The following is a 12,644-nucleotide window of genomic DNA, read 5'->3' as shown; positions in this document are numbered from 1 at the left end:
GGGTGTCTATCGACCTTCGCGTCCCCCATGTGAGAGTGTTGGGGACGCTTGGGCTTTTGTGCTTTGGCTTGATTGACCCCTTAGGAGCCAAGGCACAATACACCCCGCTATGTCCGTCCATCAAAACTACCTCAAAGAACTCGAAATCCGTGGCTTTAAAAGCGACCCTGCCCAGCTGCGTGCCATTGACGCCCTTCAGCGTTGCGCTGACGAGTGGGCCGCTTACAAGGAGAAGCGTTCGAGCCCGCTGAAAAAACTGGTCAACCGTCCGCCCATTCCCCGTGGCGTGTACATGTTTGGTGGGGTGGGGCGTGGCAAGAGCTTTTTGATGGATTGCTTTTATGACGCGGTGCCGATCAAGCGCAAAACGCGTTTGCATTTTCATGAGTTCATGCGCGAGGTGCACCGCGAGTTGCGCGAGTTGCAAGGCACGGTGAACCCCTTGGATGTGCTGGGCAAACGCATGTCCAAGCGCTACAAATTGATTTGCTTTGACGAGTTTCATGTGGCCGACATCACTGACGCCATGATCTTGCACCGCTTGCTCGACGCGTTGTTTCAAAACGGCGTGGGTTTTGTGACCACGTCCAATTTCAAGCCCGACGATCTGTACCCCGGTGGCATGCACCGCGATCGCATCATGCCAGCCATCGACTTGCTCAATAAATCGCTGGACGTGATCAACGTGGACAACGGCACCGACTACCGCCGTCGCACCTTGGAGCAGGTCGAGTTGTATTTGCGGCCCTTGGGCGAAAAAGCCGATACGGCCATGACAGACGCGTTCAAGCGTTTGGCCGAATGCGCCGACGAAGATCCGGTGTTGCACATCGAGGCCCGAGAAATCAAAGCACGACGTCGTGCGGGCGGCTTGGTCTGGTTTGACTTCAAAGAGCTGTGTGGTGGCCCGCGTTCGCAAAACGATTATTTAGAGATTGCCAGCCAATTTCACACCGTGCTGCTCAGCGATGTGCCGCACATGCCGGTGAACAAAGCGGCCGAAGCACGACGTTTCACTTGGCTGATTGACGTGTTGTACGACCGTCGCGTGAAGCTGATGATGTCGGCGGCTGTGCCCCCCGAAGAGCTTTACACGCAAGGCCCGATGGCGCACGAATTTCCGCGCACAGTGTCACGTTTGAACGAGATGCAGTCGGCCGAGTTTTTGGCGCTGGAGCGACGCATGGTGGATACGTCGCTCACATGAAAAAAAGGGTCATCGCGCTTTGGGCCCTGGTGGTGTGGGTTGGTGCAGGCGCGCAGGATGTCTTGCACCCTGCTGCCCTTACAGCGAGCGGACCCGTTGCAACCTCGGCAGTTGCCCTGCATGCCGATGCGCAGGGCTTGCCACCGGTCGCTTCAGCGGCTGAACGCGCAGCACAGAGCCAGCAGCTGCTGGCTCGCCGCCAGCAGTTAGAGACGGCCTACAACCAAGAGATGACGGTGTGTTATCAGAAGTTTGATGTCACGAGTTGCCGTTTGGAAGCGCGTGAACGTCGCTTGCAGGCGCATGCAGCTTTGCGAAAAGACGAAATTGCGTTCAACACCGTGGAGCGACGCCTCAAAGCCGAAGAGGCGGAGCGGCGTTTGGCCGAAACCAATGCCTTGGCGCGTGTGCGAGAGCAAACGCGACAAACGTATGCCGCTGACAACGCCAAAGCCGCAGCGGATCGCGCCGTACAAAAACAGGCCGACCATGCTGCGCAAGGTCAGCAGCGTGAAGCCTACGAACAAAAGCAGCGCGAGGCGGCTCAGCGTCGCGCTGATCTCGAAAAAAAATTGCGTGAACGCGACAAGCCGCCTGCAGCCTCGTTGCCTGCGCGTGGAGCCAGCCAATGAGCGACACCGCCATGAGTCACCCCTTGCGCGACATGGTGCAAGAAGCCTTTGCGCCCTTGGGCGTGTTGGCGCGCAGCACCGACCATTTCCAGCCTCGCCAAGGTCAAACGGACATGGCCTTGGCCGTGGCTGATGTGGTGGCCTTGGGCGGTAGTTTGGTGGTCGAGGCGGGCACAGGCGTGGGCAAGACCTTTGCCTATTTGGTGCCTGCCTTGTTGAGTGGCGAACGCGTGTTGCTGTCGACCGCTACCAAAGCGCTGCAAGACCAGTTGTACGCCCGCGACTTGCCGCGTTTGGTCAAGGCTTTGAATTTGCCAGTGCGCTTGGCCTTGCTCAAAGGCCGCTCCAGTTATTTGTGCACCCACCGCATGGAATTGGCGCGTCAAGACCACAGTGCCACCGACCGCCACACGGCACATTTGTTGTCGCGCGTTGAAACCTGGTCCATGGCCACCCGCAGTGGCGACTTGGCGGAGCTGCCAGGCTTGGATGAGCGCTCGCCACTGATCCCGCTCATCACCTCGAACCGTGAAAACTGTTTGGGTTCGCAGTGTCCGAAGTTCAAAACCTGCTTTGTGAATGCGGCGCGTCGCGAGGCTTTGGGGGCTGACGTGGTGGTGATCAACCACCATCTGTTTTTTGCCGACATGGCGGTGCGCGAGTCGGGGATGGCCGAGTTGTTGCCCAGCGTTCGCGTGGTGATTTTTGATGAGGCCCATCAACTCAACGAAACCGGCGTCAACTTCTTGGGCAACCAAATTGGCACGGCGCAATTGCTGGATATCACGCGCGATGTGTTGGCTACGGGCTTGCAGTTGGCGCGTGGTCTGGCCGATTGGCAGGGCACGGCGTCGGCGCTGGAGCGATCAGCGCGTGAGTTGCGCTTAGTCGTGGGCAAACGCCAAGGCGCCTTGAAGTTACGTTGGGTGGGCGAGGCCCCCGAAGACATTCATCCCGCTGCGTGGCAGCAGTCGTTGCACGATGTGGGCGCGGCCTGTTTGCAAGCTTTGCGCGCCTTAGAAACAGTGAGCGAAATTGCGCCCGACTTCATGCGTTTGTTCGAGCGCGTGGCCGAAATTGCCAAACGTGTGCAGGCATTTTTAGAACCCTGCGCGCACGATGCCGTGCGTTGGGTTGACGTGAGCGCTTCGCAAATTCGCCTGATGGAGGCACCCCTCGACATCGCGGCGACGGTGCGAGACCGGCTGCTGACGCAAGGCGTTGGCGCTAAAGAAATTGGCCAAGACGACGAAGCACCTTGGCAAGATGAGCCCGAGGTCTTGGCCGATGCGGGTGGTTTTTTAGCCGAACATGACGACGCGCAAGATTTGAATGTTGATGCGTTCGCGGCGCGTGCACGCCCCGATGAAGACACGCGGCCTCGAAGCTGGATTTTCACGTCCGCCACCTTGGGCGATGACCCCCGTTTGCGTTGGTTCACCGAGCCTTGCGGCCTAGAGTCTGCTCAGATCTTGCGGGTGAGCAGTCCGTTTGACTACCCCGCGCAGGCGGCCTTGTATGTGCCGCGCCACTTGGTCAAGCCCAACGATCCGGCGCACAGTGGCCAAGTGGCCCAGCTGGCCAGCGACGCAGCCCGCCGTTTAGGGGGACGCACTTTGGTGCTCACCACCACGCTGCGCGCCTTGCGTGCGATTGGCGATGGGATGAAGCAGCAACTCGAAGGCTCAGGCATCGAGGTGTTGGTGCAAGGTGAGTGGCCCAAACGCCATTTGATGGAGCGATTCCGCGAAGGTGCGCAAACCGAAGAGGGTGGTTGCGTGTTGGTGGCCTCGGCCACGTTTTGGGAGGGCTTTGACGTGCCTGGTGATGCGCTGCAATTGGTCATCATTGACAAGCTGCCGTTTCCCCCGCCCAACGACCCGTTGGTGGAGGCGCGTGGCAAACGCTTGGAAGCGCAGGGGCGCAGCCCGTTCAATGATTACTTTGTGCCCGAGGCCGTGGTGGCCTTGAAGCAAGGCGCAGGCCGTTTGATTCGCCGCGAAACAGACCAAGGCGTGCTGGTGCTGTGTGACAACCGTTTGGTGACGACGGGCTATGGCCGACGTTTGATTGCGGCGTTACCCCCTATGCGCCAACTCGGCAATGACGCGGACTTGGCGCAAGCGCTGGACGCGCTCAAACCGGCTTAATCGCTGGACGCGTCAAGCCGGTTTAACTCACCAAAATTTCCACCAAGATTTGGGAGCGACCGCGCGTTCTGGGTACAAGAACACGCTGTTTGGGTAGGTGGCTTCGAGCACGCGGCGTGTGTCGTCGCGCAATTGCACCAAGCCCAGTTTGTCGTAGGACTTGACCAAGATGAACAAAGCCTCTTCCACCGCAGGCACATCGCGGAACTCTTGAACCGCGGCTTGTGCACGGTTGATCGCTGCGACGTAGCCACCGCGCTCAAAGTAATAACGCGCCACATAAACCTCTGAGCGAGCCAGCGAGTTTTTGATGTAAGCCATGCGCAGGCGCGCGTCTTCGGCATATTTTGATTGCGGGAATCGTGTGGTTAATTCACGAAATGCTTCAAACGATTCTTTGGCCTGCTTGGGGTCACGCTCCGCCAAATCTTGTTGGGCGAGGGTGGAGAAGAGGCCCAAGTTGTCGTTGAAGTTCACCACGCCTTTGAGGTACAGCGCGTAGTCCAGCGCAGGGCTGGCGGGGTGCAACTTGATGAAACGGTCCAAGGTGGCCACGGCCTGAATGGGCTCGTTGGTTTTGTACTGGGCCCACGCTTTGTCGAGTTGCGCTTGCTGTGCCATGGGCGTACCCGCCGCACGGCCTTCGAGCTTTTCGTAGTAACCAATGGCCTTGTCGTAGCCGCCAGCGGCGAGCTCGTCTTTGGCTTCTTGGTACAGCTTGTCCACGCTCCAAGCGGAGGTCGGGTCATAGTTTTGGGCACAACCCGATAAAAGAATGGCCGCAGACATTCCGAGAGCCATCCACACAGCCGATAATTGAAGGCGTAACACCACAGGCCACTTTCTTGAAGCAAAGACAAACCATTCTATCGGCACAGCCGACCGCCGCACCCTCAATCCTTGAGGATGTTTTGCCAGACGAACACGTTGAGCTGGTGGACGGTCCCGAGATCGAGTGGCGCGAGCTCGACATTCCCACCACCTTGCACGGTGAGCGTTTAGACCGCGCCTTGGCTTTGTTGCTGCCCGAGTTCTCGCGCAGCTACTCGCAGCAGTTGTTGGCCGAGGGGTGTGTGTCGTGCATCTTGCCCACGCAGCGCGAGGTGACCAAGGCGTCTAGCAAAGTGCGCATGGGCGAGCGTTACCACGTGGCCTTGCGTCCCACGCCGCAAAGTCAGGCGTTCAAGCCTGAAGATATTCCTTTGGATGTGGTTTACGAAGACGACGATTTACGCATTTTGAACAAGCCCGCTGGCTTGGTCGTGCATCCCGCGCCGGGCAACTGGAGCGGCACCTTGCTCAACGGCTTGTTGGCTTTGGACCCGCAGGCGGTCATGCTGCCGCGTGCTGGCATCGTGCACCGGTTGGACAAAGACACCAGCGGTTTGATGGTGGTCGCACGCACCCGTCGCTGCATGGACGCCTTGGTCGAGCAAATTGCCGCCCGTGATGTGCACCGCGAATACTTGGCCGTGGCCTACCGCAAATGGAATGGCAACCCGAATCGCGACGTGGTGGCTGGCATTGGCCGCGACTACCGCAACCGCCTGCGCATGGCCGTGGTCGATTTGGAGCGTTTGCCCGGCAAAGAAGCCCACACCACGTTTGATTGCTTGGCCAGCCAAGAAGAAGCGTGTTTGGTGCAATGCACCTTGCACACCGGCCGCACGCATCAAATTCGTGTGCACATGGGCCACATTGGGCATCCGCTGGTGGGCGATTCTTTGTACGCCGGTCCCATGACTTTGGGCATTGACCGCCAAGCGCTGCATGCGTTTCGATTGAGTTTTGAGCATCCCATTTCGGGCAAAGCGCTTTCGTTTGAGGCGCCATTGCCTGCGGACATGGTGGCATTGTTGGATGGGCTGGGCCTTAAAAAGCCATAAGCGTTACAATCACGCACCCGCTTGTGAAAGCGGTGAGCCCTTTGGCTCTGACTTCGCGAACGCTAGAACAACAACTGGCCCTGTCCATTTGAGCTTTGCCTTACCGGCCCCGAGACGTGTTTCGGGGACACTTTCCTCGATTCCCTGACCTCGGAACCCCTCACGATGAACACCGTGGATGCCAAGCGTGTGCTTGAGACCGCTTTGATTTGCTCCCATCAGCCGATTCAAGTGCGCGATTTGCGCGTGCTATTCGCAGATGACTTGGGCGCAGACACCATCAAAACGCTGCTGGAAGAACTGCAACTCGACTGGGCCCAGCGTGGCGTCGAGCTGGTGCATGTGGCTTCGGGCTGGCGTTTTCAAAGCCGCCCTCAAATGCGCCCCTTTTTGGATCGCCTGCACCCCGAAAAGCCACCCAAATACAGCCGTGCAGCCATGGAAACCTTGGCCATCATTGCCTACCGCCAGCCCGTGACCCGCGCGGACATGGAAGACGTGCGTGGCGTGACCATCAACTCTTTGGTGATCAAGCAGCTGGAAGACCGGGGTTGGGTTGAAGTCATCGGTCACCGCGAAACGGTGGGTCGTCCCTCCTTGTTTGCCACCACGCGCCAGTTTTTGGACGATTTGGGCTTGGCGTCTTTGGACCAATTGCCCACTTACGACACGGCCCAAGCCCAAGCCAACGCCTTTGCCCGTTTGGGCGAAGACGATCCCAGCCTGCAAATGAACATGGTGTTGGATGCGCCTGTTGACACCGCACCCACAGAACTCCCATCCGCACCGGACATCTTGCTCGCCCCTGAACTGGGCGAGCCCGAAGTCTTCCACCTATCTCTCCCTAGCGAACCCGCCACACCTGGCGACGAACCCCATGAACACTGAAAATAATCACCCTGGCAACACGCCAGAGCTCGCAGACGCTTTTGATGCCGATGACGCCGCGTTTGACTTCGACGATGTTGTCTCCGGCCAGTTTGACGCCGAGCTGATTCGCGCCGATGCCGCGCCTGAAAAGCGCGTGCTCTTGCCCCAGCCCGAATCGCCCAAGTTGCACAAAGTCTTGGCCCAATCGGGTTTGGGCTCGCGCATTGAGATGGAGCGTTTGATTGCCGACGGTCACGTCGCGGTGAACAACGAGGTGGCCCACACCGGCCAGCGCGTGCAGTTTGGTGACCAAATCAAGGTCAACGGCCGTCAGCTCAAAGTGCGTATTGCACCACCGCCTCCGCGTGTCATCGCATACCACAAGCCTGCGGGCGAAGTAGTGACCATGGACGACCCACAAAACCGTCCCACCGTGTTTCGCCGTTTACCGCGCCTCTACCAAGGCAAGTGGCAGTCGGTGGGTCGTCTGGACTTGAACACCGAAGGCCTGTTGCTGTTCACCAGCTCGGGCGAGTTGGCCAACCAGCTGATGCACCCCCGTTTCGGTTTGCAACGCGAATACGCGGTGCGCTCCTTGGGCAAACTCAGCAAAGACCAAAAAGAACAACTGGTCACGGGCATTCAGCTCGACGACGGTCCTGCGCAATTCGGCTCCATTGAAGAGGGCGGCGGCGAAGGTTCCAACTGCTGGTATCGCGTCACCATTTCTGAAGGCCGCAACCGCGAAGTGCGTCGCATGTTCGAAGCTGTCGGTCACGCCGTGAGCCGTTTGATTCGTATTCGCTACGGCGCCATGGTGCTGCCACGCGGTTTGAAGCGCGGTGCTTTTGTGGAGTTGGGCGAGCGCGACATTCGCGCCTTGATGGAAGCTGCCGGTGCCGAGGCCCCCATGGCCAGCGGCCCCTCGCAAAACAACCGCACCGAGCGTGCCAACAGCCGCCGCCGTGGCAACAGCGTGGGCCCACGTCCGTCGATGCCACGCGCACCGGACGAGCGTCCACGCGGTCCTGAGCGTTTGGTCATGAGCGAGCGCAAACGCGGTGGCCGAGGCAAGCCTGAGCCCGTGCAGCAGCAACAGCCCGACCCCATGCAAACGTCGGTGGGTTACATCGGTGCTGACAGCTACGCGATGGAGCGTCAACGCAAAAAAGACGGCCACAAGGCCTTCAAAGCCGGTTTGGTGGGTGCTCGCAAGCCTTCTTCTGCGCCTGCGGGCCCTCCTAAACGCGGCGGCATCCCCGGTGGCAGTTTTGGTCGAGGCCGTAACGGCCGCTGATCACGGCTAAAAGCATCACAAATGCTCAGGGGGAAACCCTTTGAGCGGTTAAAATAACGGGCTTCGCTTTTGTCGAACTCAGTTTTTAAAACGTCAAACAAGGAAAATTCCAACATGACTATCGAACGTACCCTCTCCATCATCAAGCCCGACGCAGTTGCTAAGAACGTCATCGGTCAAATCTACGCCCGTTTCGAAGCTGCTGGCTTGAAAGTCATCGCCGCTCGCATGGCTCACCTGTCACGTGGCGAAGCTGAGCAGTTCTACGCTGTGCACGCTGCACGTCCTTTCTTCAAAGACTTGGTCGACTTCATGGTCTCTGGCCCCGTCATGATCCAAGTGTTGCAAGGCGAAGGCGCTATTTTGAAAAACCGTGACTTGATGGGTGCTACCAACCCTAAAGACGCAGCCCCTGGCACCATCCGCGCTGACTTCGCTGACAGCATCGATGCCAACGCTGTGCACGGTTCTGACGCCGCTGAGACTGCCGCTGTTGAAATCGGCTTCTTCTTCGCTGGCATGAACGTTTACGCTAAGTAAAGAAAGTTTGCTGTGGTTGGTAACAACGACGGCAGCGATAAAAAAATGACGGCCAACCTGCTTGATTTTGATCTCGACGGTTTGGCCGTTTTTTGTGAACAGCTGGGCGAAAAGCGCTTTCGCGCCACCCAGTTGTTTCGCTGGATTCATCAAAAAGGCGCACAAGACTTTGATCAGATGTCTGATCTCGCCAAGTCGCTGCGTGAAAAGCTGAAAACCTGCGCTCAGGTTCAGCCCTTAACCCCCATTTCCAGACACGATTCCGCCGACGGCACCATCAAGTGGTTGTTCGACGTGGGTGACGGCAACGCCGTCGAAACCGTGTTTATTCCTGAAGACGACCGAGGCACTTTGTGCATCTCGTCACAAGCCGGTTGCGCCGTGGGTTGCCGCTTTTGCTCCACGGGCCACCAAGGCTTCAGTCGCAACCTCACCACAGGCGAAATTTTGTCGCAGCTGTGGTTTGCCGAGCACACGCTGCGCAAACAGTTCAACACCACCGACCGCATCATCTCCAACGTGGTGATGATGGGCATGGGCGAGCCGCTGCAAAACTACAGCGCCTTGGTGCCCGCCCTGCGTGCCATGCTGGACGACCACGGCTACGGCCTGTCGCGCCGTCGCGTGACCGTGTCTACCTCGGGCGTGGTGCCCATGATGGACCGTTTGGGTGAGGATTGCCCCGTGGCCTTGGCTGTGTCTTTGCATGCCCCGACGGACGCCTTGCGCGACAACCTCGTGCCACTCAACCGCAAATACCCGTTGCATGAGTTGATGGACGCCTGTCGTCGCTACTTGGCCCACGCGCCACGCGACTTCATCACCTTCGAATACTGCATGTTGGACGGCGTGAACGACCAACCCGAACATGCGCAAGCTTTGATCGAGTTGGTCAAACCAAAGCGCGGGGCAGGTGAGGGTGTGTCGTGCAAATTCAACCTGATTCCGTTCAACCCTTTCCCTGCGTCCGGGTTGACGCGTTCCAGTGCCGCGACGGTGAAAGCCTTTGCAGCGCGATTGAGCGAAGCCGGCATCATCACCACGGTGCGTAAAACCCGAGGTGACGACATTGATGCCGCTTGCGGTCAGTTGGCCGGTGATGTCAAAGACCGCACCGACGTGGACTCGCGCATGGCCAAGCAGCGCGTGATTGCGCTCAAACAGGTGCCCTCATGAACGGGCGCTTGGGCGCGCAGCAATGGATCAAAACTGTGGCGTTTTTCGCCTTGATGTGGTGTGTGTTGGGTTTGCAAGCCTGCAGTTCACCCATGCAAGACACACGCGCTGCACAGTTGGATGCCTTGACCACGCCCGAGCCCGATGCGCAGCGCCAACGTGCCATGCGTCGTTTGGCATTGGCTTCTGCCTACTTTGAGCAAAACCAATCGGATGCCGCTCTGCAAGAGGCGCGCGCTGCGTTGCAAATCGACGCCACCTACCCGCAAGCTTTCAGTTTGATTGGCCTCATTCACCAGCGTGCCAACGCCCCCGCGTTGGCCCAGCAAAGTTTTGAGCAGGCCTTGCAACTCGCGTCTCAACCGCTCGCCACCCCCGCCGATTTGGCCGAGGTACAGCACAACTATGGTTGGTTTTTGTGCCAGCAAGACCGCTTCGAACCCGCCCAAGCGCAGTTGACGCAAGCGGTGTCGCAAGCTGGCTACCGTCAGGTCGGCAAAAGCTGGATGGCCTTGGGCGTATGCCAACTTCGCGCGGGGCAAAAAACACAGGCGCGACGCAGTTTTGACGCGGCTTTGGCTCTCGAACCTGCCAATCCTGTCGCCCGCTACCAATTGGCTGTTCTCGATTGGCAAAATGGCGATGCACAGCGCGCCCAAGTGACCCTGTCCTCGCTCAACAGCTCGCCCCAAGCCAGTGCTGAAAGCCTTTGGTTGGGCATCCAGCTGACCCGTGCTTTGGCGCAGCCTCAAGAACAACGCCGCCTCGCGCAACAATTGAACCAGTCCTTTCCCAACTCGACCCAAGCGCTTGCGCTGGCTCAGGGTAAATTTCAAGACCAATGACCCAAGATATTTCGACCTCTTCTGAATCTCAAACGCCTGACGTTCAGGTGGATTCACACCCCGTGGCGACCCAAACAGCCGGAGCGTTGTTGCGCCATTACCGCGAGACGCAAGACGTCAAGATCGAGATTTTGGCCAGCTCGTTGAAGGTGCCTGTCAGCAAGCTTGAGTCCCTTGAAAACGACAGTTTGGACGAGTTGCCAGACGCCATGTTTGCCCGTGCGTTGGCCTTGGCCGTGTGCCGTATTCTGAAGATGGATGCAGCGCCTGTGTTGGCCTTGTTGCCCGGCCAAGACGTGTCGCGATTGGCGCCCAAAGATGAACGCGGGATTGATTTCCCCTTGCAGCGTCCTTCGTTTTTGCCGCAATCCAAGTTACTGACGACGACGGCTTTGTTCACGCCCATGCGCGGTGGCGCCGTTTTGGCGCTGCTGGTGGCCTTGGTGTTGGCGTTTTGGCCCGATGTTCAAAGTTTGCTCGGCAGCAAAGACGCCACGCCCGCCGACGCGGTGACGGAATCTGTGATACCTGTGGCCCCCGCTGTGATGGCTGCCTCTGCGGCGGTCGTGGAGGCGGTGCCTTCAGGCTTGGTGCTTGTGCCCGTTCAGTCGATGGCCACCGCGTCTGCCCCCCTGAATGCGGTGGCACCTGCTGCCGCGCAGACCCCCACGAGCGCTTCAGGAGCTGGGCATGTCCGCTGACACGTTGTTGCCTTGCGGCATTGCCATGTCGCAGCCCAAAGCTCGCCAAACCTTGCAAGCGCGTGTGGCATGGGGTGACCATGTGGTGACCGTTGGTGGTGACGCGCCCGTGCGCGTGCAGTCCATGACCAACACCGACACGGTGGACGCGATTGGCACCGCCATTCAAATCAAAGAGTTGGCTTTGGCGGGCTCTGAGTTGGTGCGCATCACAGTGAATACGCCCGAAGCCGCAGCCGCTGTGCCTTATGTGCGCGAGCAGCTCGACAAAATGGGCATCAACGTGCCGCTGATTGGCGACTTTCATTACAACGGCCACCGTTTGTTGACCGAGTTCCCTGACTGTGCGCAAGCTTTGTCGAAGTACCGCATCAACCCCGGCAACGTGGGCAAGGGCGACAAGCACGACAAGCAATTCGGCCAAATGATTGAAGCCGCAATGCGCTACAACAAGGCTGTGCGCATCGGCGTGAACTGGGGCAGCCTCGACCAAGAACTGCTGGCCCGATTGATGGACGAAAACGCTTTGCGTGCCAAACCCTTCGAAGCCAAGCAAGTGATGTACGAGGCTTTGATCACCTCGGCCATCGACTCGGCCAAACTGGCGCAGAGCATGGGCATGTCGGCCAACCAAATTTTGCTCAGCTGCAAAGTGAGCGGCGTGCAAGATCTGATTGCGGTGTACCGCGAGTTGGCTCAGCGCTGCAACTATCCGCTGCATTTGGGCCTCACCGAAGCAGGCATGGGCACCAAGGGCACGGTGGCATCGGCCACGGCTTTGTCTATTCTTTTGCAAGAAGGCATTGGCGACACCATCCGTGTCTCGCTTACACCGCAGCCCGGCGAGGCGCGCACGCAAGAGGTGGTGATTGCTTCTGAAATTTTGCAAGCCTTGGGCCTGCGCACGTTTGTGCCCAGCGTTACCGCATGCCCAGGTTGCGGTCGCACCACCAGCACCACGTTCCAAGAAATGGCCAAGTCGATTGACGACTTTTTGCGCGCCCAAATGCCTGTGTGGCGTACCCAATACCCTGGCGTGGAAAACCTCAAAGTGGCGGTGATGGGCTGCATCGTGAATGGCCCTGGCGAGAGCAAGCATGCTGACATCGGCATCAGCCTGCCCGGCAGCGGTGAAGCACCTGCGGCTCCCGTGTTCATTGACGGTGAAAAAGCCATGACCTTGCGCGGCGACAACATCGCGCAAGAGTTCCACCACATTGTTGAAACCTACATTGAAAAACGCTTCGGCTAAGCCTCAAGCGTGATGAAGACTTCTGGATCGAAACGTGACTTCTGAACTCACCCCAAACCACGCGGCCGAGCCCGTGAAATCAAGCAAG

12 protein-coding genes are annotated in these 12,644 nt (G+C 58.7%); 11 read left to right on the top strand and 1 reads right to left on the bottom strand.

Annotated features, from left to right (window positions below; translation table 11 throughout):
• Positions 1 to 109 precede the first annotated feature (109 nt).
• Genes zapE through C5F52_RS12605 form a run of 3 tightly spaced genes read left to right on the top strand, consistent with a single transcriptional unit; the run spans position 110 to position 3,989 of the window.
• Positions 110 to 1,207: a cell division protein ZapE gene (gene zapE / locus C5F52_RS12615; RefSeq protein WP_104798713.1), complete on the top strand. Its 1,098-nt coding sequence runs from the start codon at positions 110 to 112 to the stop codon at positions 1,205 to 1,207.
• Positions 1,204 to 1,839, top strand: coding sequence for a hypothetical protein (locus C5F52_RS12610; protein WP_104798712.1), 636 nt, complete (start codon positions 1,204 to 1,206; stop codon positions 1,837 to 1,839). Before zapE ends, C5F52_RS12610 begins: the two co-directional genes overlap by 4 nt.
• Before the next feature lie 11 nt (positions 1,840 to 1,850).
• Positions 1,851 to 3,989, top strand: a complete 2,139-nt coding sequence (locus C5F52_RS12605; protein ID WP_104798774.1) for an ATP-dependent DNA helicase — start codon at positions 1,851 to 1,853, stop codon at positions 3,987 to 3,989.
• 27 nt (positions 3,990 to 4,016) lie between these two features.
• Here C5F52_RS12605 and C5F52_RS12600 read toward each other — a convergent pair whose 3' ends face one another.
• A complete protein-coding gene (locus C5F52_RS12600; protein WP_236657850.1) occupies positions 4,017 to 4,790 on the bottom strand; it encodes an outer membrane protein assembly factor BamD in 774 nt (257 codons plus the stop codon).
• A gap of 110 nt (positions 4,791 to 4,900) precedes the next feature.
• On the opposite strand from C5F52_RS12600, the gene C5F52_RS12595 reads away from it, so the two are divergent.
• From C5F52_RS12595 to ispG, 8 genes are all read left to right on the top strand, one after another.
• On the top strand, positions 4,901 to 5,875 hold the full coding sequence (locus C5F52_RS12595) for an RluA family pseudouridine synthase (RefSeq protein WP_369952034.1): 975 nt from the start codon (positions 4,901 to 4,903) through the stop codon (positions 5,873 to 5,875).
• Between the two features lie 165 nt (positions 5,876 to 6,040).
• Positions 6,041 to 6,763, top strand: a complete 723-nt coding sequence (scpB, locus tag C5F52_RS12590) for an SMC-Scp complex subunit ScpB (protein WP_104798709.1) — start codon at positions 6,041 to 6,043, stop codon at positions 6,761 to 6,763.
• A complete protein-coding gene (locus C5F52_RS12585; RefSeq protein ID WP_369952038.1) occupies positions 6,681 to 8,042 on the top strand; it encodes a pseudouridine synthase in 1,362 nt (453 codons plus the stop codon). The genes scpB and C5F52_RS12585 overlap by 83 nt, the downstream gene beginning before the upstream one ends.
• Before the next feature lie 114 nt (positions 8,043 to 8,156).
• Complete coding sequence (gene ndk, locus C5F52_RS12580; RefSeq protein ID WP_104798707.1) at positions 8,157 to 8,582, top strand: nucleoside-diphosphate kinase; 426 nt, start codon at positions 8,157 to 8,159, stop codon at positions 8,580 to 8,582.
• 45 nt (positions 8,583 to 8,627) lie between these two features.
• A complete protein-coding gene (rlmN, locus tag C5F52_RS12575; protein ID WP_104798773.1) occupies positions 8,628 to 9,758 on the top strand; it encodes a 23S rRNA (adenine(2503)-C(2))-methyltransferase RlmN in 1,131 nt (376 codons plus the stop codon).
• Positions 9,755 to 10,603, top strand: a complete 849-nt coding sequence (gene pilW, locus C5F52_RS12570) for a type IV pilus biogenesis/stability protein PilW (RefSeq protein ID WP_104798706.1) — start codon at positions 9,755 to 9,757, stop codon at positions 10,601 to 10,603. The genes rlmN and pilW overlap by 4 nt, the downstream gene beginning before the upstream one ends.
• Positions 10,600 to 11,304, top strand: coding sequence for a RodZ family helix-turn-helix domain-containing protein (locus tag C5F52_RS12565; RefSeq protein WP_104798705.1), 705 nt, complete (start codon positions 10,600 to 10,602; stop codon positions 11,302 to 11,304). The genes pilW and C5F52_RS12565 overlap by 4 nt, the downstream gene beginning before the upstream one ends.
• The gene (gene ispG / locus C5F52_RS12560; RefSeq protein ID WP_104798704.1) at positions 11,294 to 12,556 is read left to right on the top strand and encodes a flavodoxin-dependent (E)-4-hydroxy-3-methylbut-2-enyl-diphosphate synthase; all 1,263 of its coding nucleotides are present in this window, start codon (positions 11,294 to 11,296) and stop codon (positions 12,554 to 12,556) included. The genes C5F52_RS12565 and ispG overlap by 11 nt, the downstream gene beginning before the upstream one ends.
• The last annotated feature ends 88 nt before the right edge of the window (positions 12,557 to 12,644 follow it).

The organism is Limnohabitans sp. TS-CS-82 (genome assembly GCF_002943475.1).
This window is presented reverse-complemented; position numbering and strand designations above follow the sequence as displayed.

Bases quoted from the DNA above. Each gene is read 5' to 3' on its own strand.
- zapE (WP_104798713.1), top strand. From the start codon at position 110: ATGTCCGTCCATCAAAACTACCTCAAAGAACTCGAAATCCGTGGCTTT.
- C5F52_RS12610 (WP_104798712.1), top strand. From the start codon at position 1,204: ATGAAAAAAAGGGTCATCGCGCTTTGGGCCCTGGTGGTGTGGGTTGGT.
- C5F52_RS12605 (WP_104798774.1), top strand. From the start codon at position 1,851: ATGAGTCACCCCTTGCGCGACATGGTGCAAGAAGCCTTTGCGCCCTTG.
- C5F52_RS12600 (WP_236657850.1), bottom strand. From the start codon at position 4,790: ATGGCTCTCGGAATGTCTGCGGCCATTCTTTTATCGGGTTGTGCCCAA.
- scpB (WP_104798709.1), top strand. From the start codon at position 6,041: ATGAACACCGTGGATGCCAAGCGTGTGCTTGAGACCGCTTTGATTTGC.
- ndk (WP_104798707.1), top strand. From the start codon at position 8,157: ATGACTATCGAACGTACCCTCTCCATCATCAAGCCCGACGCAGTTGCT.
- rlmN (WP_104798773.1), top strand. From the start codon at position 8,628: ATGACGGCCAACCTGCTTGATTTTGATCTCGACGGTTTGGCCGTTTTT.
- pilW (WP_104798706.1), top strand. From the start codon at position 9,755: ATGAACGGGCGCTTGGGCGCGCAGCAATGGATCAAAACTGTGGCGTTT.
- C5F52_RS12565 (WP_104798705.1), top strand. From the start codon at position 10,600: ATGACCCAAGATATTTCGACCTCTTCTGAATCTCAAACGCCTGACGTT.
- ispG (WP_104798704.1), top strand. From the start codon at position 11,294: ATGTCCGCTGACACGTTGTTGCCTTGCGGCATTGCCATGTCGCAGCCC.